This window comes from Olivibacter sp. SDN3, from assembly GCF_014334135.1.
Lineage (GTDB): Bacteria > Bacteroidota > Bacteroidia > Sphingobacteriales > Sphingobacteriaceae > Olivibacter.
This window is the reverse complement of sequence record NZ_CP060497.1, coordinates 5,872,306-5,891,654: the sequence shown is the minus strand read 5'-3', so window position 1 is coordinate 5,891,654 and position 19,349 is coordinate 5,872,306. Positions and strand designations below refer to the sequence as shown.

At 39.9% G+C, this 19,349-nt stretch carries 21 protein-coding genes; 10 read left to right on the top strand and 11 right to left on the bottom strand.

Going from position 1 to position 19,349, the window contains the following annotated elements; translation table 11 throughout:
* Positions 1 to 14: 14 nt before the first annotated feature.
* From H8S90_RS24885 to H8S90_RS24875, 3 genes are all read right to left on the bottom strand, one after another.
* Positions 15 to 812, bottom strand: a complete 798-nt coding sequence (locus tag H8S90_RS24885) for a DUF3298 and DUF4163 domain-containing protein (RefSeq protein WP_187340445.1) — start codon at positions 810 to 812, stop codon at positions 15 to 17.
* Positions 813 to 868: 56 nt separating this feature from the next.
* Positions 869 to 1,318 (bottom strand): GNAT family N-acetyltransferase, encoded by a 450-nt coding sequence (locus H8S90_RS24880; protein WP_187340444.1) that lies wholly within the window; start codon positions 1,316 to 1,318, stop codon positions 869 to 871.
* Between the two features lie 71 nt (positions 1,319 to 1,389).
* Positions 1,390 to 2,055, bottom strand: a complete 666-nt coding sequence (locus tag H8S90_RS24875; protein ID WP_187340443.1) for a YggS family pyridoxal phosphate-dependent enzyme — start codon at positions 2,053 to 2,055, stop codon at positions 1,390 to 1,392.
* Positions 2,056 to 2,218: 163 nt separating this feature from the next.
* Between H8S90_RS24875 and H8S90_RS24870 the strand changes: the two genes are divergently transcribed.
* On the top strand, positions 2,219 to 2,848 hold the full coding sequence (locus H8S90_RS24870; RefSeq protein ID WP_187340442.1) for a DUF4296 domain-containing protein: 630 nt from the start codon (positions 2,219 to 2,221) through the stop codon (positions 2,846 to 2,848).
* A gap of 53 nt (positions 2,849 to 2,901) precedes the next feature.
* Here the strand turns inward: H8S90_RS24870 and H8S90_RS24865 are convergent, their stop codons facing one another.
* Positions 2,902 to 3,606: a DUF1080 domain-containing protein gene (locus H8S90_RS24865; protein WP_187340441.1), complete on the bottom strand. Its 705-nt coding sequence runs from the start codon at positions 3,604 to 3,606 to the stop codon at positions 2,902 to 2,904.
* A 502-nt stretch (positions 3,607 to 4,108) separates the two neighbouring features.
* Here H8S90_RS24865 and H8S90_RS24860 point away from each other — a divergent pair.
* Complete coding sequence (locus H8S90_RS24860) at positions 4,109 to 6,481, top strand: endonuclease MutS2 (protein ID WP_187340440.1); 2,373 nt, start codon at positions 4,109 to 4,111, stop codon at positions 6,479 to 6,481.
* 36 nt (positions 6,482 to 6,517) lie between these two features.
* On the opposite strand, the gene H8S90_RS24855 is transcribed toward H8S90_RS24860, so the two are convergent.
* The gene (locus H8S90_RS24855) at positions 6,518 to 8,017 is read right to left on the bottom strand and encodes an MDR family MFS transporter (protein ID WP_222852189.1); all 1,500 of its coding nucleotides are present in this window, start codon (positions 8,015 to 8,017) and stop codon (positions 6,518 to 6,520) included.
* A gap of 231 nt (positions 8,018 to 8,248) precedes the next feature.
* Between H8S90_RS24855 and H8S90_RS24850 the strand changes: the two genes are divergently transcribed.
* From H8S90_RS24850 to H8S90_RS24840, 3 genes are all read left to right on the top strand, one after another.
* On the top strand, positions 8,249 to 8,407 hold the full coding sequence (locus H8S90_RS24850) for a hypothetical protein (protein ID WP_187340439.1): 159 nt from the start codon (positions 8,249 to 8,251) through the stop codon (positions 8,405 to 8,407).
* Positions 8,408 to 8,860: 453 nt separating this feature from the next.
* A complete protein-coding gene (locus H8S90_RS24845; protein ID WP_187340438.1) occupies positions 8,861 to 9,556 on the top strand; it encodes a CoA transferase subunit A in 696 nt (231 codons plus the stop codon).
* Positions 9,557 to 9,604: 48 nt separating this feature from the next.
* Complete coding sequence (locus tag H8S90_RS24840) at positions 9,605 to 10,264, top strand: 3-oxoacid CoA-transferase subunit B (protein WP_187340437.1); 660 nt, start codon at positions 9,605 to 9,607, stop codon at positions 10,262 to 10,264.
* On the opposite strand, the gene H8S90_RS24835 is transcribed toward H8S90_RS24840, so the two are convergent.
* From H8S90_RS24835 to H8S90_RS24825, 3 genes are all read right to left on the bottom strand, one after another.
* Complete coding sequence (locus H8S90_RS24835; RefSeq protein WP_187340436.1) at positions 10,261 to 10,896, bottom strand: uridine kinase; 636 nt, start codon at positions 10,894 to 10,896, stop codon at positions 10,261 to 10,263. The two genes, H8S90_RS24840 and H8S90_RS24835, sit on opposite strands and share 4 nt — an antisense overlap.
* Positions 10,897 to 10,990: 94 nt before the next feature.
* Positions 10,991 to 11,935, bottom strand: a complete 945-nt coding sequence (locus tag H8S90_RS24830) for a LysM peptidoglycan-binding domain-containing protein (RefSeq protein WP_187340435.1) — start codon at positions 11,933 to 11,935, stop codon at positions 10,991 to 10,993.
* Between the two features lie 11 nt (positions 11,936 to 11,946).
* The gene (locus H8S90_RS24825) at positions 11,947 to 12,693 is read right to left on the bottom strand and encodes a DUF4905 domain-containing protein (RefSeq protein ID WP_187340434.1); all 747 of its coding nucleotides are present in this window, start codon (positions 12,691 to 12,693) and stop codon (positions 11,947 to 11,949) included.
* 177 nt (positions 12,694 to 12,870) lie between these two features.
* Between H8S90_RS24825 and H8S90_RS24820 the strand changes: the two genes are divergently transcribed.
* Together H8S90_RS24820 and H8S90_RS24815 are read left to right on the top strand one after the other, a co-directional pair.
* Positions 12,871 to 14,301, top strand: a complete 1,431-nt coding sequence (locus H8S90_RS24820; RefSeq protein ID WP_370525672.1) for a nodulation protein NfeD — start codon at positions 12,871 to 12,873, stop codon at positions 14,299 to 14,301.
* A gap of 101 nt (positions 14,302 to 14,402) precedes the next feature.
* Positions 14,403 to 14,882, top strand: a complete 480-nt coding sequence (locus tag H8S90_RS24815; RefSeq protein ID WP_187340433.1) for a Dps family protein — start codon at positions 14,403 to 14,405, stop codon at positions 14,880 to 14,882.
* A 109-nt stretch (positions 14,883 to 14,991) separates the two neighbouring features.
* On the opposite strand, the gene H8S90_RS24810 is transcribed toward H8S90_RS24815, so the two are convergent.
* The 3 genes from H8S90_RS24810 to H8S90_RS24800 are packed head-to-tail and all read right to left on the bottom strand — an operon-like array spanning position 14,992 to position 16,882.
* Positions 14,992 to 15,936: a DUF5777 family beta-barrel protein gene (locus H8S90_RS24810; RefSeq protein WP_187340432.1), complete on the bottom strand. Its 945-nt coding sequence runs from the start codon at positions 15,934 to 15,936 to the stop codon at positions 14,992 to 14,994.
* 14 nt (positions 15,937 to 15,950) lie between these two features.
* Positions 15,951 to 16,502 carry a YceI family protein gene (locus H8S90_RS24805; protein ID WP_187340431.1) on the bottom strand — a complete coding sequence of 184 codons (552 nt, stop codon included), beginning with the start codon at positions 16,500 to 16,502 and terminating at the stop codon, positions 15,951 to 15,953.
* Between the two features lie 11 nt (positions 16,503 to 16,513).
* Positions 16,514 to 16,882 carry a hypothetical protein gene (locus tag H8S90_RS24800; RefSeq protein WP_187340430.1) on the bottom strand — a complete coding sequence of 123 codons (369 nt, stop codon included), beginning with the start codon at positions 16,880 to 16,882 and terminating at the stop codon, positions 16,514 to 16,516.
* A gap of 208 nt (positions 16,883 to 17,090) precedes the next feature.
* Between H8S90_RS24800 and H8S90_RS24795 the strand changes: the two genes are divergently transcribed.
* Genes H8S90_RS24795 through H8S90_RS24785 form a run of 3 tightly spaced genes read left to right on the top strand, consistent with a single transcriptional unit; the run spans position 17,091 to position 19,283 of the window.
* Positions 17,091 to 17,705, top strand: a complete 615-nt coding sequence (locus tag H8S90_RS24795; protein ID WP_222852188.1) for an RNA polymerase sigma factor — start codon at positions 17,091 to 17,093, stop codon at positions 17,703 to 17,705.
* A 5-nt stretch (positions 17,706 to 17,710) separates the two neighbouring features.
* A complete protein-coding gene (locus H8S90_RS24790; protein ID WP_187340429.1) occupies positions 17,711 to 18,847 on the top strand; it encodes an outer membrane beta-barrel protein in 1,137 nt (378 codons plus the stop codon).
* A gap of 40 nt (positions 18,848 to 18,887) precedes the next feature.
* Entirely contained in the window at positions 18,888 to 19,283 is a 396-nt protein-coding gene (locus H8S90_RS24785) for a hypothetical protein (RefSeq protein WP_222852187.1), read from the top strand.
* Positions 19,284 to 19,349: the final 66 nt, after the last annotated feature.

Here is a 19,349-nt window from a genome sequence, read left to right as displayed (position 1 = left end):
ATATTCTAAAGAATCTATTTTAACTCTGCCCGGATCTTTTTTCCTTTTTCAGTCATCAGCTGCTCGATAGACGGATAAGGAATCAATAGTTCTGTTGTTCCCGCAGCATAGGGTTTTATTTCATAAACATTATACAAAAATAATAATCCTTTGGAGTTAAGTGTGAAGTTTGTGTTTAAATGAAACGTATTATCTTCAAAAAAGTATGCATCAGAAAGATCCTGGCTGGTCGAAAGGTTTTCTTGCTCTCTGAAAATCACTTCTGCTATACTATCCAGTGTTTCCCAATGTTCTGTCGGAATAACCTCCCCTAAACCCAAAGTGTCTCTTCGAGAGAGGTCGTAATTAAAGAACAAAGTAGCGTAATTTCCGTGGGCGCCACCAGTGTATTCACTATGATCAATGCAGAGCGCTAAATAATTTGGCGTATTCTGAATAACCTTAGCTTGAATATCCGTAAACCAGGCTCTAGGATATTCATCCATTTCAATGAAGTCGTCAAAATTACTTATAAAAGCTTCTGCTTCTTCTTCGAGGGAATCATAAGTACTGTCTGGATTATTGTTGCTCGTGATGTTTCTGGCAACTAAACCTTGTATTGCCTGATCTTCAAACCTGGGATAAGCGGCATTAAAATATGTAGTGTCTTTTTTCTCCTCGTTATCAATAAGATGTTTGCTTTGTAGGGAATAGGTTTGGTAGCTATACTGAAGCGTGTCTACTCCAGAACTGCCCGCATCGCTACCGGGCCTTGTCTCACATGCGGTAATAATAATAAAAGCGAAAAAAAATATTAGGTATAACACCTTCATAATAAATAATTTACTTGTCAGTTATTATTAATAAATAATAGTAACAAGATTCATAACTAATTGTTTATCGAAACATTTACCCACTCTGAGTCGAAAGAAGCATTATATTTTTTATAAAAATTAATGGCTGTTTCATTCCAATCTAATACCTGCCAGGCCATACCACTGTAGCCTTTCCTTTTTCCCTCTTTCAATACGCAGTCAAAAAGTAGCTTACCTATACCTTTACCTCGCATCTCTTCAGTTACAATTAAATCTTCTAGGTAAATCCTTCGTCCTTTCCAGGTTGAGTACCTGATATAATACAATGCGATACCCTGTATCACGCCAGCAGTTTCAGCTACAAATGCTTCCCATACTGGCTGTGATCCAAATCCGGCATCCTCCATTTCCTTCAAGGTAACCGTTACTTCATGTGGCGCTTTTTCATATAACGCTAATTCATGTATTAACGCCAAAATTCTGGGGCAATCGGCTTTAACTGCTTTTCGTATGTTTATATTCATGTCACTATTGTTTTTTGCTCAGTTAGGATCTTTTTAGAGGGTGTCGTTTCTTCCTAAAACACATTGATCACTTAACGGGAACCAAAAATCGTACTGCCCAAACGTATCATCGTACTTCCTTGTTCAATGGCTATTTTATAATCGGAAGACATGCCCATAGATACCTCCCTGAAGCTATCTTCTTTCCTGAAGAAACTATCCTTTATTCCATTAAAAAGTGTTTTTAATTCGTAGAATTCTTCTCTGATCACTTTTTCTCTGTCGGTATTTGTAGCTATTCCCATAAGGCCAATAACACGCACGTTTTGCAAATCTGCTAATTCGTCCGAACGTAACAGCTCGATAACTTCATCATAGTCTAAACCAAACTTCGTTTCCTCATCTGCAATGTGAATCTGTAACAAACAATCAATAATGCGATTATTTTTCAATGCCTGTTTATTGATTTCTTTTAGAAGTTTTAAACTATCTACCGAGTGTATTAGGGTAATAAATGAGGCGATGTATTTAACCTTATTTGTCTGGAGATGACCCACCATATGCCACTCAATATCCTTTGGCAGTGCTTCGTGTTTTTCTACAAGTTCCTGCACCTGGTTCTCGCCAAATGCACGCTGTCCGGCATCATAAGCCTCCTTAATGTCTTCTAAGGGTTTGGTCTTGGAGATCGCTATCAGCTGAACTTGTAATTGATCAGTTTCCTTCTTAATTTTTTGTATATTGTCTGTAATACTCATATTTAATGTTAGCAACTAGTATTTCAGCTTTAGCATGCTATTTGTTTAATTGTGTTTCTTAAGTATTTATAAATAAGTGTTTTAAAATATTTGTCTTTCGCTAATTGGAAGCCTTGATCAAAGCTCCGTATTAAATTTGTAATTTTACGGCGAATTTAAAGAAATGAGTCGGTTATTAATAGGATTTATTGCATTGATTTTGTTAGCGGCCTGTAATAAAGACAGGAAGCCTGCAGATATTGTTAGTCAAAAGGAGATGGTATCTCTGTTGAGCGATTTCCATTTGGCTGAAGGATATATTTATTCCCTGCCCCAAGATTCTTCGCGATTATTGGCTAACAAATATTATCAAGCGGTTTTTGATAAATACGGTGTCGATTCGGCTTCCTTTCATAAAAGTTTAATTTACTATTCGCAGGATCCGCAAACACTTAATGGTATTTATGCTCAGGTTGAACAACACTTGCAGCAAATGCAAACAACAGAACAAGGTATAAGGGATGCTAAAACACGCGAAATCTATATTGCCGATTCCATAAAAAATGCAGCTGTACAGGATAGTGTGCTGCGGATCAAAGCTGACTCCCTTGATTGGCAACTCACCAAAAATCTTTTATTCTGGAAAAATAAGGATTCGATAGCCCTTCAACCCAAACCATGGTCAAGGGAAGCGTATCAAGCCTTTGTAGGACGTATGTTTCTTGTCAAAGGTAGTAACGAAAAGTTAGCAGGGCTGTTGGGGCAGGATACCGTTTCGCAAACAACCTCGTTGGATTCTTTGAAGAATAAATAAATATACTAACGTTGTTGCTATATTTTGTAATAACCCACATTCACGGTGTCCTACTATAAAACCTTTATCTTAATGTTTCTAAAAGCGATAGGAGTACCTTCATTTTGAAAAAGTATATGGCCCTTTTCCTGCTGACCGAAATTTAACATATCCTTATATTTGCTTTTCATAATCAAGTCCTTAAAGTCTTTTTTATTGCGATCGTAAGTTACTACTTGGTCGCCGTTCAGCCAGTGTGTAATATGATCTCCCTGCACCCTGATTTTGGCAATATTCCACTCTCCAAGCGGCCTTGTCTGCTTTCCGTCATCAGCTGGAATGAGGTCGTAGAGTGAAGCTAGAGAACGCAGATTCCCTCGTTCAGCGTATCGGTAATTAAGATCATCTAATAGTTGATATTCCAAACCTAGATAATTGCCTTTCTGGTTGGGTAAGTTATTTACTACTAGGTATTTAACTCCACTGTTGGTGTTTTCCGATAGCTTGAATTCAAAAATTAGTTCGAAATTGCTGAACTGCGTTGCTGTTATGATATCCATCTGTTTACCATGTGGTATGACCGTGGCCAAAAGTTCGCCATTTTTTATCTCCCAACCACCACTGGCTATTTGTTTCAAGCCACTAAAGCTTTTTCCATTAAACAAAAGTTGCCATCCGTCCGCTTTTTCGTCAGTGCTCAACGTATTTGGTGTCTGAGCCTGTACCTGGCAAGCATATAAGGTTATTATAATAACGGTCTTTAAAATTCTTATCATCATTTCTAAAATCTAATCTAATATTGTTTTGTTGCTGTTTTTTAGATAGACCTTCATAGTTTTATAGCATCGACATCACTATAACTGGCTATTTCTGGGGGCTATTCTTAAATCTCCGCCTACTTGCCACGCAGTGTTACTTTAACAACATCGCAATTGAAAGGGCAATTATTTCTTATAAAAACGATGGTTGTGTAAAAGGCGTTAATTAGCTTTGATAAATAGCGAATTTAGTAAATGATTTTAATTTTTAAACAAAGTGCGGCCATTTATCAATAAACATGGCCAACGTTATTGATGAGGTGTTTGGGGGAGCCTGAATTTATTTAGCGATGAGCTTCAGCATAATAACTTGTATTAATTCACTACCTTTGTTCCCTGTTTTTGAAGCCTTTGGTTAATATAATGCGTCAAATTTGATGGCAGCGAAGGCTTTTCAATATCCAAAGGAAGTGTTCACCAAATGCTTGGTACGCTGTACTTTGAGCAATTAAATACTACAAGAATGATTTATCCGGAAAATGCTGTTGATAAGTTGGGTTTTACCGAGATCAAAGCACTTATAAAAACACATTGTTTGAGCGAAATGGGTAGACAAATGGTTGATAAGATACAGCCTCTGTACCATTTTGATCAGATGAATAAGTTCATGCGGCAAACGCATGAATTTAAAGAAATATTGTTAAATGATTCGCCCTTACCTATTGAACATTTATATCCTATTCGTCATTTGGCAGAAAAAGCGAGGGTAGAAGGCGTCTTTTTAACCGAGGAAGAGTTTTTTCACGTATTCCTTTCATTAAGAACGGTTTTCGCTGTTATCAGTTATTTTAATGAGCGGGATGGCATATACCCGAACTTAGAAGCCCTTTTCGAGCATTTACCAATTGAGAAATCAATTGTGAGGAGCATCGAGCAGGTTATCGATGTAAAGGGTAAGATGAAGTCAAATGCCTCTCCTCAACTCACCGATATTCTCAGTGGCATTGCAAAGGCTGAACAGGAAGCACGTAAGACAATTGATCAGGTATTCAAAAGTGCACAGCGTAGTGGATGGACGGCCGATGGAAATTTAACCGTTCGGGACGGGCGTTTATGTATTCCGCTCTTAGCTGAAAATAAAAGGAAAGTTAAAGGTTTTATACACGATGAGTCGGCCACTGGACAAACAGTGTTTATTGAACCAGAAGAAGTGTTCCATTTGAATAATAAAGTGCGTGATTTGGAATTCGAGAAACGAAGGGAAATTATTCGAATTCTTACGAGGCTTACCGATGAGCTTCGTCCAAATATACCTTTGTTATTAGCTTATCATGGATTGCTAAGTAAACTGGACTTTGTACGTGCGAAGGCACTATTTGCCATAGAATTGGGTGCTGAGATGCCTCAGCTTGTAAAAGATGCCGCATTGGAATTAATTAATGCCAGACACCCTTTGTTAACGCTTAACTTCAAAAGGGAAAAGCAAACAGTAGTACCGCTCAATGTAAAAATTGATGAGGTACAGCGTGTAATCGTAGTTTCCGGTCCAAATGCGGGAGGAAAGTCCGTTTGCATGAAAACCATTGGGCTGCTGCAGATGATGGCGCAGGCGGGCCTACTTATTCCCGCCGACGAGTCTTCAACAGTTGGCGTGTTTAGGCAGTTTTTTGCAGATATAGGTGACGATCAGTCTATAGAAAGTGATTTGAGTACTTATAGTGCGCATTTATCGAAAATGAAACATTTTACCGCACATGCAAATGCAAAAACCCTGGTGCTCATTGATGAGTTCGGTACGGGTACCGATCCGCAGTTTGGTGGACCTATTGCCGAGGCCGTACTGGAAGTGTTAAATGAAAAGAAAATTAGAGGGGTGATCACCACGCATTATTCAAACCTCAAAAATTTTGCTAACGCAACAGAAGGACTGGAAAATGCTTCAATGCTATTTGATAATGCAGCGATGAAACCATTGTATATATTGGAGATTGGAAAACCCGGCAGCTCCTATGCTTTCGAAATAGCCCAGAAAATAGGTCTCCCACAAGCGGTGCTACATGCTGCAAAACGGAAGATCGGTGCCCAGCAGAAACGGGTAGACACTTTGCTTGTTGATTTGGAACGGGAAAAGAAAAACATCTCAGACGCAAAGCGGCAGCTGGAAACGCGGGAGCAACGACTAGGTAAATTACAGCGTGACAATGAAGATTTGCGGCACTACCTCGACGAAAATAAAAAAGATATCCTGAAACAAGCAAAAATAGAAGCACAGGAGATCATTAAAAATGCTAATAAACTGATCGAAAACACCATTTCACAAATTAAAGCGAGTAAGGCCGATAAGGAGAAAACCAAAGAACTACGGCAGCATCTGCAGCAAACGCTCGATAGTCACCAAGTAGCTGAAGCTAAAATACCTACGGTCGCAGCAAAGGAACTAAAGGAAGAGTTAAAAATGGGCGACTGGGTAAAAATTATCGATTCGGGGAATGTCGCGCAAGTGTTGGAAGTGGCTAAAGATAACATCATATTGGCAATGGGCGAACTGCGCTCCGTTGTAAAACGAAAAAGGGTACAGAAAATGTCCAATAAAGAAGTGCCGAAAGCCGTTAAGCGGGCACATAGTGCAACACTTACAGAAGAGCTAGCAGGTTTCTACCCCGAATTAGACGTAAGAGGTATGCGCACCGATAACGCTTTACAGGCAATTGAAAAACATTTGGATAAAGCTATTATGATGGGCTACCCCAGCTTGAAGATTATTCATGGGAAAGGAGATGGGATTTTACGGAAGATGGTGCGTGATTACCTGCGTAAATATAGCCAAGTCAATCGTATGGAGGATGAACATCCCGACAGAGGGGGGGATGGCATCACCTATGTGTATTTAAATTAGAGGGGTGCCGTGTTCGATCCTTAGGCAATGGTCATGCTAGTCGTTTGTTTTTCTTAATACCAATTGTGGTACAAGCCAGGTAATCGCCCATGCTAAGAGCATAATGAAAAATGCCGTGATAAAAATTTGTGTGGCGGCCGTGCTGATAAGGGATTGTAATTCCATAGGTGTGGGAGCCTGGCTTCGCGTAGAAATCTCTCCCGTTAGCTCAGCAAATTGGTGTTTGCTCTTGGCCAGGTTGAAATTTAAGATGGCTCCCATGAGGGAAGCTCCAATGGCGCCTCCGATCTGTCTGAAGAACTGAACAGCACTGGTCGATTGTCCTATTTCATTAGGGTCTACCGCATTTTGCACAATGAGTGGAAAAAGAGGCATTGTAGGCCCTAAGCCAATGCCACATATGGTTAAATACATACATATCTCCCATAATTTGGTTTCCATATTCATTGTTGTAAGAAGAAAAACCCCTACAGCTGCGAATGCAATACTAATCAGTAAAATCATTTTATAGTGGTTAATTCTGGAAACTATTTGTCCAGCACCGATAGAACCTATTAACATACCTGCGGATAAAGGAACCATCGTTAAGCCAGCTGTAGTAGCTTCCATTTGCAAAACGTTGACCATGTACAAAGGCATAAAGATCACGAGAGACATAAAGCTGATTCCGATCAGAAAAGTTGCTGTATTGGCCGTTTTAAAAACACTATTACTGAAAAGTTGGAGATTTAATATTGGATTGTCTGATCGAATGGACCTGAAATAAAGGAGAATGAATGCAATAAAAGCAAAGATAAACAGCGCCGATCGAAAAATTTGTTCCGAGTGATCGCTGCCATGCATTTGCAAAGCGGTGACTAAAGGCATCAACGCAGCTATTAATAAGAGAGCAGATAGGTAATCAAATTTTTTAACTGTTTTTTTGCTTACTGAGTTTGGCATCCGAAAAGCGATAAACCAGAGAGCCAGGGCGCCAAAAGGAACGTTGACATAGAACACCCAGCGCCAACCTTCGATACCCGGCACCAGCATGCTACCATGATCTGCCAGTAATCCACCTAAGGTAGGACCAAGCACACTGGAGAGGCCAAATACTGCTCCTACCATCCCTTGGTATTTGCCTCTTTCGGCTGGAGGGAAAAGACCGGCGATAATGATGAATGCCATGGCAAATAGGCCAGCACCGCCAATACCCTGTATGGTTCTGAAAAGTATCAACTGGTTCATGCCGTCACCAATCAAGGGTAACGAACCAAATTCACCGGACACTCCGCAAAGAAAAGATCCTATAAGGAAAATGCAAATGGCAGTCAGCTCAATTTTTTTTTGGTTATACATGTCGGCTAACTTTCCGTAAATAGGTACGAGGGTAGTAGAGGCAACTAAATAGGCAGTGGCTACCCAAGAAAAACGATCGATCCCTTGAAGATCTGATGCTATTTTAGGTAAAGCTGTAGCTACGATAGTTTGATCGAGAGCACCTAGGAAAAGCGCCAGTAAAACGCCAATGAGTGTTAGCAGTTGTTGTTTCGACATATGACTATCCAAACAACTAATATACAAGAATTTTGTTTGTATACTTGTTGTTCGAAATAGCCTGGCAGGTGATATCAAAATAAAATATGCATGTTTTTTGGAAAACTTAACTTCAACAATTAAATATGTGTCTGTATTAGGCAAAAGCCTGTTAGAACAACCTACTTTTGGAGTAATGGAATTATGAAGCTAAAATACTATGTTACTTATCTGCTTTGTGTATATTTAAATATGCAGTTTGCGCGGGCCCAATCCTTCGGTTTGGGGTTTGCCGGTCAGGAAGTGGTGCAAGATAAGCGGACGGGACTCGAGATCGGTGTAGAGAGGCCGCTATTATTTATTGGGTATGCTGTCATAATCTATAACGGGGAAAGTATAAAATATACTTGACTGTTGATGTAAAGGTATGGTTGGTAGACCTGTTCAGGAGAAAAGGTTTGGATAACAATTTTCTATCCTTTAGGGCATTTTTTACAGCGTTTCCCTTTCTTATACTTCTTACAGCATTTTTTAAAATCACAGCAAGATAGGTAGGGATTGAAACCTTTATGGTTTTCGGGATCTAACGGGTTTTCTTTCCAAGTTTGAGGTTCAAAAAAACTCAATGTCTTCATCTTCATCAATTTGCGTTGCAAAGATAACTATTATTTAAATCAATTCTAAATATTTTCCAAAAAACGACAGCGTTTTTAATATGTTTTGCCGAGAGGCATATCGAAGGTCTGCGAATATGTCGGCAAACCTTCGGTATTAATAGCTGTTTTAAATTCTGTTTTTCTTTTGCCCTGTAAAATAAAAATTTGTAAATTGGACACCTGACAGCCAATTTTTAAACAATTCCATATGATAAAGAAAGTCGTTAACGATGCAGATGAAGCTATCGAAGGAATCAAAGACGGTATGACCTTGATGTTGGGAGGTTTTGGTCTGTGCGGTATTCCTGAAAAATGTATTGAAGCGCTGGTAAAAAAAGGGGTAACAGACTTGACCTGTATTTCTAATAATGCCGGAGTCGATGATTTTGGTATTGGACTTATGCTTCAAAAAAGGCAGGTAAAAAAAATGATAGCCTCCTATGTAGGAGAGAACGCAGAATTTGAGCGTCAATTGCTATCCGATGAATTGGAGGTGGAGTTGATTCCTCAAGGTACCCTTGCAACCCGATGTTTGGCTGCGGGCTATGGCATGCCAGCTATATTTACCCCGGCAGGCGTCGGTACAGAAGTGGCCATAGGAAAAGAGGTCAGGAATTTCAGTGGTAAAGACTATTTAATGGAGCTGGCATTTGAAGCCGACTTTGCCATAGTGAAGGCATGGAAAGGCGATACAACAGGAAACCTTATTTTTCGCTCAACTGCTAGAAACTTTAATCCTATCATGGCTATGGCAGGAAAAATAACCATTGCTGAGGTTGAAGAGCTCGTTCCCGTCGGATCATTGGACCCCGATCAGGTGCACACACCGGGTATATACGTTCATCGAATTTTTCAAGGAAAGAATTACGAGAAACGGATTGAAAAGAGAACGGTTAGGGGGTGAAAGTGGTTGAATAGCAACGGCATTAACAATTTACAATGCAATCAAAACATGTTAACTAAAGAAGGAATAGCGCAGCGTATTGCTCAAGAAATAAAAGACGGCTACTACGTAAACTTAGGTATAGGTATACCGACCTTAGTAGCCAATTATATACCTGATGATATAGAGGTAGTACTACAATCTGAAAATGGCTTATTGGGCATGGGACCTTTCCCTTTTGCGGGGGAGGAGGATGCAGATTTGATAAATGCTGGTAAACAAACGGTTACCACTTTGCCGGGTTCGGCAATATTCGACTCTGCCATGAGTTTTGGTATGATACGGGCACAGAAAGTGGATCTGACCATTTTGGGTGCAATGGAAGTCTCAGAATTTGGAGATATTGCTAATTGGAAGATTCCAGGCAAGATGGTAAAAGGAATGGGTGGGGCAATGGATTTGGTGGCGGCGGCCAAAAATATTATTGTAGCCATGCAGCAGGTGAATAAGGCGGGCGAAAGTAAATTACTGTCTACTTGCACGCTTCCTCTAACAGGGGTGAAATGTGTTCGAAAAATTGTTACGGAGCTTGCTGTTTTTGAAGTAGACCAAAAGCAGGGAGGTTTTCGCCTACTCGAACGAGCACCCGGAATAAGTGTAGAGCAGATCCGAAATGCTACCGCCGGTAAGTTTTTCGCCGATGCCGTCGTTCCGGAAATGAAACTTTAAAGCTGGAGTTTACTTCTCAGACTATCAGAAATTTCATCGGTAATCTTTATCATTCGCTGTGTATCATCTGTATTGTTTTCAATAATATGATCGCACAGCGATTTATAGGGAAGAAGATATTCTTTAAAGCTGGGCAATACATGGTTGAACCATTTATATTTCACATCCTCTTCATTATAACCTCGCTCCAGCAAGTCACGCTTCAAGCGGCGTTTTAGTGCTATCTCTTCCTCCGCATGCATAAAAATACGCTCATCCAGTAAAGCATTTATTTCTTTAAAATGAAAAATAAATAAACCCTCTACCAAGAGAATAGGTGCAGGCTTTAATTCCAGTAGCTTTGGCTTAATGTTAGGATTATGAAAGGTATATTCTTCCTTAAATACCGTTTTCCCGGTAATCAACGCTTTAATATCATCATAAAATAATGCGCTGTTAATGGTAGTGGGAAGATCGAAATTGTAAAGTCTGTTTTCCTCCCGTGTTTTAGTAACCACGGGTATATAATAATCATCTTGAGAGATCAAGGTGACCTCGTGCGCTTTAAAGTGATTAAGAAAACACTTTAGAAAAAAGGTCTTCCCAGAACCGCTACTACCAGCTATACCAATAACATAAGGTTTTTTAGACATGTGCTAATTGAATTCGGCTGCAAAATAACCAAAACCCATAAAAAATAATAGGTGGTTGCTTAATTTTGGTTAAACAACCAATCGGAAGTTCGTTTTAATAACTGATGTTGACTTGGAACCGTCTATCAATAACGCCAATCAAAGAAGCTACGGATTTTGATATCACAATAATAGCATCTCTGTTTTCAGACGTTTCGTTAAATTTGCCAACGACCTTAGCATAAGTAGTTCTGTTTGTCATTGGATTGGTAATCTTAATAACTGTTCCTATCGGTGCAGCATTATGCAGCGCGAGCATTTTTCCAGTTTCTCCATTTAAATCATCCATCCAAATTCCCACTCCATTGGCAGTCACTTGTTTGATGCCATATCTGTTAGCCGGTGTTTCAGCTTTTGATTCTTCCGTGTCGTTGCCTTCTTCCGCTGTCTCGCTGGACGTTAGTGTTCCTCCCGATGCCGTGCTGAGCTCTTCGTTAGTGATAACTCTTCTATTGGCGTTAGGGTCTGCTGCGGCAGCTTCCACAGGTGTGTTCGGGATTTTTATAACCTGATCAGCTTTTAATGAGTTGTCTGTTAAGTTATTAGCTTCTTTTATCGCGTCAACAGTTACACCAAACCGCTTAGAAATAGCGAAAAGTGTTTCTTTCGAGCCAACTTTATATTCGATATAATCCGAAGCTTGCGATGTCATTGTGGCGCCACCTCCAACTGGAGGTCTGTCATTATCACTTGGGATGTCGGCTTCATGTGATGGCGCGCCTGCAAAATCTAAATTTGTTGGTACTTTGATTACATCCCCCACTTTTAGCGCCTTGTTAGCATTAAAGGCAATCAGATCTTTTGCATTTAGGTTATACTTTCTGCTCAAAGAATAGTAAGTTTCCTTTGGCTCAAGTTTATGTAAGATGATTTTTTTCCCATCCTGGTTTTCTACACCTATCGAATCTCTTACTACTGGATAAGCAAAAGCTATCACGCTCGTCCCCATCATACAGGTGAGCGTGAGGCCTAATTTTTTCAATAATTTCTTATTCTTCATATGCACTGCAATTATACAAAATACGAAGCAATTTCCCGTTTATTATTCCGTATAAAAAACAATTGTTCGCCAACCATAAAGAACAGCTCTGGCAATAAATAAGACAGGTTATCGATCATGATCTCGTTGAACAAAATTTGGCCATGCACGATGACAGCAAATCTAACGCGATAACCCTTTTCTTTTTGTTCGTGGAACGCCCAGAACTCCCGAGTACCCTTTTCTAACAGGAAATATGGCCCAACTACTTTTGTGGTCGTTAGCGGCAATGAAGGCGTGCGGGGCGTTGGTAAAGCATAATGGATGTTTCTTGGCAGTGAGTTCAGCTGGTTGCGTTCAGCTTTTGCTGCAACGATTGCCCCAGAATGCTCGTCGACAACCGACATATGTTTGCCAACGCCTGCAAGCTGCTTAACAACAATGCCTGAAGCAGCGAGCTCCTGGAATTGATAATTAAAAACTTCCCATACGACATCCTTCTTATGAATGTCAATGGCTACCAAACCCTGGGTTACCGCTTGATCGGGGCTCGGGTAATGTTGCAGCAACAAGTGCTGAGCAGTTACGGCTGCCAATGTCCACCACCGGTTACCATACGTGACTTCATCAAACAACAAGCGACCACTTGGATAATGGATTACAGCGAAATGAGGTTGTCCGGAGCTGTCCCGCCATTCTATAGCCAATAATTCAGCTATTTCATGGATATCCATTTTCCAAATGGCACCTGCAAAAATATGATCGAATGCTTTTTCCATTATACCTGCAAATTGCGTACAGAATTATGTATTTTTCATCTATAGAAAGCTCTCAAAGGCAGATGAGAGATCGATAAACTCTTTTTTATGCCGTCTTGGTATATTGCATAAAAAGGTATTTTATCTAAGTTTTTAGTTATCTTTATAAAAAATGCCACAAATCTGCACGTAAAAAAAATGATGATTATCCTGCAAAGTAAGTGGATTAATATTAAAGAACAAATAAAACATATGACCTTAGCTAGCCGCACATATTATCGATATGCCTTATGCACATTGGTGTTGTTTATTGCTATGTTGACGATTGCATCTGCAAATCGACAGGCAAGTAAAGTTTACCAGTTTCATATCAGTGAAGATATTGGTCCTGCCGCTTGGCGGAAAACAGATCGGGCTTTTACTGAAGCGAAAAGTGCAGGTGTTGACTTGGTGCTGATAGAGCTTAACACTTATGGAGGTATGATGAATTATGCGGATTCTATTCGTACCAAAATCCTGAATTCTTCTATAAAAACAGTTGCTTTTGTTAATCATAACGCGGCTTCTGCAGGAGCGTTGATTGCGCTGGCATGCGACCGCATATATATGGTGAAAGGAGCAAGCATGGGCGCCGCTAGCGTGGTCAATCAACAGGGAGAAATTATGCCTGAAAAATACCAGTCGTATATGAGAGGGTTAATGCGCGCTACTGCCGAAGCAAAGGGACGTGATCCTAAGATTGCGGAGGCTTTTGTTGATCCAGATGTTGTACTTCCGGAATTGAAAGAACCAGGCAAGGTGTTAACCTTGACGACCAGTGAAGCTATAAAAGTAGGAATGGCTACAGCTGAAGTGTCTAGTACAGCGGAAATTCTTGCACAGGAAGATCTAAATGCTCCCGTAGTGCAACGTTATCAAACAACCTGGGTAGATAAGGTGATTGATTTCTTAATTAATCCTGCGGTAAGCGGTGTGCTGATACTGATGATCATTGGCGGAATATACTTTGAGATGCAAACTCCAGGCATTGGTTTTGCACTGGTTGTTGCCATTATTGCGGCATTGTTATTTTTCGCCCCGCTGTATATTCAGGGCTTGGCAGATCATTGGGAGATTGCCCTGTTCGTTGTTGGGGTGATTTTACTCTTATTAGAAGTTTTTGTAATCCCAGGCTTCGGAGTTGCCGGTATTTTAGGGATCATTGCGCTCGTCTGTGGTCTAGCGTTCAGTATGGTGCCTAACGAACGATTTAATTTCTCTCCCGTTGAGCCCAATCAAGTAATGGCCTCCTTCATCATTGTGCTGGCTTCTACCATCGGATCTATTGTGTTGTGTGTGATTTTTGGCAAAGGCATCTTGAAATCCCGGGCGTTTCAACGGCTTGTATTGGCCGACGAACAACAGTCGGGTATGGGGTACGTATCGTCTGTCAAAAATGTCGATTTGATCAATAAAGAAGGTGTTGCAAAAACAGCATTACGGCCATCGGGCAAAATTGAAATTGATGGAAAATGGTACGATGCCATAGCGTTAGATGGCTACATCGAAAAAGACGCAATAATCTATGTTGAAAAGCATGAGAATTATAATCTTTTTGTAAGAAAAAAGAAAGAAGAGAAAGTTTATTAAACAATAATTGTTCGGTAATGTTATGTTTGTGCACGGTAGTTCAGCTATGTGTGCCATATAGGCGATTACCGCATACTATAACATTTTAATTATTGATATATATGAATCCGAAATCAATTAGTTTGGAAGAAAAAAAATTACGGCCTGTAGTAGATCACTTAAATGATTTATTGGCCAATTACCATGTGCATTATCAGAAGTTAAGAGGATGCCATTGGAATGTGAGAGGGGCTCATTTCTTTACTTTACATGCTAAATTTGAAGAACTTTATAATAATGCAATTACGACAATAGATGAATTGGCTGAACGTATCTTAACGCTCGGAAAATCACCATTGAGTAGATATCAGGACTATTTAGAAACTGCTGAGATAAAAGAAATAGATACCATTGACATGTCGGATATTGACCTGGTAAAAGCTGTTGTTGATGATTTGGAGACCTTGATCGGTTTACAGCGCGATCTTTTGGAAATCACCGATGAAGCCAATGACGAAGGATCGAATGATATGATCAATGCGTTCATGCAATTTAATGAAAAGCAAAATTGGATGTTACGTGCATTTTTGAATAAAAAATAACTGTTTCTAACGTGTCAACTGACACTTACTATAAAGCCCATTCACAATTAGTGGATGGGCTCTTTTTTTGGATTACTCACAAAGGAATATGAGAAAGGCCTAGAGATCATCAGTTTTGCTTTCCGCTCAAAGAAAATCTTCTAGATATACTAAATCCCCATCTATATTGACCTTTACCCCAAGAGGTAGTCGTTTCGGCTATAAACTGTGATTCCTGAATGGCTGTTGCATTAGTGAAGTTCAGATGAAAAACATGTCCACCCGTTTCAATTTCCAGTCCGACACCGAGTGCATTATAAAATTTTTGTTGGTTGATGGTTTCTATATATTCTTTTTTTGGTCCATCGCGAAATGGCAGTATATAATCAGCAACGAAAGCCATTCGCTTACTGACTTTTAATCTTCCTCCAAAACCTAAAGCAAACAAGCTGTTTTGATCGCCGTAGCGTGTGAAATTACGATGTAAATAAGTGGGCATGAGGGCAAAGGAAAGATTAGCATCAAACTTCCTGGCTATAACAAGTTGGCTGACGTAGCTAAGTCGGTCGGTAAAACCACCATAGGCAGTTGATGCCGTTGGATCATCAGCGGCTTTTACTCCCGTAATGGTGCCGCTACCAAAAAATGCCATGCTCAGCGGGATGCTGTTATCTGTTGTTTGTTCCAGAAACCGGTATTTGAAATTTGCTTCATAAAGTTGTGTTGCTGCTGTAGCCCCTTTTGCCCTGGCAATTCCAATATTAAAATTATCTGTAATGCCATAGTCGAAGCCAATGCGGATATCGGTTGCCTGATCAAGCCCGAAGAAATTACCTATCCCGCCATTCCCTCCGGCAATGTCTCCAAAACGGTGATCCACCCGAAAATCTAAGTCATGCTTATGGATCGTTTCTGTAGACTGTATATTAATTAATCGTGTAGATTTAAATGTAGCAGGAACTTTTTCATTTTTTTCTGTACCTAAATTTATAAGCTGTTCCAGATCAGTCTGTGCCTGCACTGGAGAAGGAGCAATCGCGAATGAAAGGGCAACACCCAGGTATAATGTTTTCATAATACATTGAGTTATCAGATCGGTTTATTTTTATAGTTGGCTGAAATGTTTACTTTCATTACTTCGGCAATATTTTTTACGAGTATTGAAGGAATTTTAATCTTATGATCAGCGGTGCGCACATCAAATGAACAGGTGGCTGTTATCAATCCATTGTTTACGGTCATTTTGGCTCTTGTACGATAGTTTTTTGCAACACCATGAATAGTCAGTATTCCAGAAACATTTAAATAATGGACGCCATTTTCTGCTAACTTTTCCGCATCTTCAATTTTTCCTCTAAACTCAGAAAGGGGATATTTTTCACTCTCCATATAATTTTCATTGAAGTGTTCTTGCATGAGTTTTTTCTCAAATTGAAAGGATGTATTTTTTACCTTAAAAATGATATCCCCATTGCTTACATTTATGACTGAAGCACCTGTTTTGCTAGTTCCTTCTATATCTTCCAATGGAGTGCTGCTAAAAAAAGATAGGAGGACATCCTGACATGTTAACACCTGCTGTGCTCTGCAGTTCAAGCAGTAAGTTATCAGTATCATGATGAGTAAAGTGTTTTTTTTCATATTAAGGGCGCTTAATCTTCAGGAGTGTTTCGGTCAAACCATGCTTGTAAAAGCGACCTTTCATTTGTCGTGAGTGTTCCACCTATTGGCATTGTACGGGTAACTAGTACAACATTGTTAATCCGTGAAGCATTATCTCTCACAGATGTGTAGCCAGAGAATGTCCAGCGTCCACTGGCGCCTCCTCCAGAAGCGTGGCAAGAACCACACTTACTTTCAAAAAGCGCTCCTACAAAATTGTTATAGCTTACATTTTCTACAGTTACCTCGTTGCCTTCTGGAGGTTCAGGTTCTGGTGAAGCCGCTTGATCTTTTGAGCAACTATATAGAAGGCCCCATAATAGAAAGATATTGAAATAAACGAATAAATACTTGTTCATGATATTATTTAGTTTTTGTTAAGAATTCTAAAATCATATGCTTGGTATTGGAATCATACAGGCAATACGAATGGATTTTAGAAATGGTTGCTTTCGCTTGTCAAAAAAACTATTTCGTTAAGGTGGGTCCTGTATCCCCGGAAATTTTTTTTCTTTGAGGCAACCTTTTGCATATTACCACCGTAATGAATTTTGAAAGGAGGGCTTGGTGGCACCTAAGGAAGATCAGAATGAAATCATATCGAAACTGATACAGGGATGTATCCGGGGTGATAGAGGCTCTCAAAAAGAGCTCTATAGACGTTTCTATACGCTTGGTATGGGAATTTGCCTTCGCTATGCCAATAGCAAGCCGGATGCATCCAGTATCATGAATGAAGGTTTTCTAAAAGTGTTTATGCACATAAAGACGTACGACTTTAACAGGCCATTTACTGCTTGGATTAGCCGTATCATGACAAATACTGCTATCGACTACTACCGAACCAATCTTAGATTCAGCAACAATGAAGACCTTCACGATCATCAATACCTGCCGATCTCCATTGATGCCATTCACGATAAGCTGAATTATCAAGATCTGTTGTTGATGATACAATCGCTCAGTCCATCCTGCAGAACTGTTTTTAATTTATATGCTATAGAAGGGTATTCACATGAAGAGATTGCCGGGATGTTAAATATTTCAATTGGAACCTCTAAATCTAATCTTTATAAGGCCCGTGCGAAGTTGATGGAAAAGCTAAAGGCTGCGGAAGCTGAGGCGAAGCATGGTAATACGATTACAGGTTCTATTTCAAAAGATGTGGATTTTAATGATTAAGTGCGATGGAAAAGAAAACGATTGATGAACTTTTTAAAAACGGACTGACAAAAAACGAGCTGTCTTACCAGGAGGCAGATTGGGTAGCTATGGAGCAAAAACTGGCAGCCCATAAAGTAAAGAAACTGCAAAAAATCTGGTTGCTTTCTTTAGGTACAGCTGCTGCCATCCTATTGGGAATCTTCTTAACAGTTTGGCGGCCAGAAACAGAAGGAGAGCAACTTAAACCTATAAATAGTTGGAAAAGACCCGCTGATGCACCTTCGAGACAACCCCAGATTGATCTTGAAAGCATGAAAAAGGATGTGGAAAAAAATGTAATCACGCAGCAAGCACGAGTGGTACCCGATCAACGCGAAACCCAAACGATTCGCATTGACAAAGATGGCCTACTGGCTCAGGTAAAAACCGTAACCCCGTCAACGGACAGCAAGGAAACCTATTTAGTGCTTCCGCATGCTCCTGTCAATATCAAACAGACCCACCTGTCGTCTAATGTATCTGCTGTATTGCCTTCTGAAAGAAAAGATAAGCATGGTTACCTTTCCATTATGGCGGCGCCCGATCTGACGGGCATACGAGGAGCCGGTAGTAATGAATTAAGTCCGAATATCGGCGTTCTATATACCTTGCCCTTAAATAACAGGTGGAGTATTTCCGGCGGCTTGGCGTATGCCAAAAAGAATTACAATGCCCCATATCGTTTTTATCGGCCAAAAACTCAAGGGAACTGGACGGTTCCCCCTACTAATGTTGAAGCCGTATGTGACGTGTTAGACATTCCAATTGAATTGAATTATCAGGTTTATAGAAGGGGAGCGACCCAATTGAAGTTAAGTGCCGGTGCTTCCAGTTATTTTATGCTAAGGGAGCAATATCAGTTCTTTTATGATGAGAATAATGGAACTGGCTATAATAATAATTTGCCCAGCTCATATAAGCTTAGGGGGCAAAACAATCATCTTTTTGGTATAGCGAACATAGCGATATCTCTAGAGCACAATGTTAGTGATAATATGAGCCTGGCAATCAGACCTTTTGTCAAATTACCGCTTACAGGAGTTGGATACGGGCAAGCTAAATTAGAGTCGAAGGGATTGGCCGTGTTTTTTAACTTTAAACTTGGAGAAAAAAATAAATAAATGTTTTGGTGAGTAATTTTATTTATTTTAGCAGCCGTAAATGCGTACCTCGTTGAAAGTAAAATTTATGGTGTTGCTTTTAATAGTGGTTGTTGTTATGCAACCATTGGGTAGGCTATGGCTATTCGTTTCTTTCAAGATCAACCAGGGATACATAGCAAAAGAACTTTGTGAAAATCGGAACAGACCTGAACTCGAATGTAATGGTCAATGCGTGTTCATGAAAAAAATAAAGCAGCTGGACAAGCAGGAGCATGAACACGCTCCGGTACAAGTTAAGCAGTTGGTAGAAATTGTATACGTTGGCAATCAGTTCTATTGGGATCCTTCTATTTTTCTTCCGCTCTTAAAAACTGGTAAATACCTTATTACCAACAGTATTCATATCTCTTCTAAACAGTTGTTAGCCGTTTTTAAGCCACCACAGGCCGAATAGCACTTTTAAAAATCAACAAATCTTTAATTCTTAGGAAGCAGATACTATTGCACTAGCTAGTTTTTA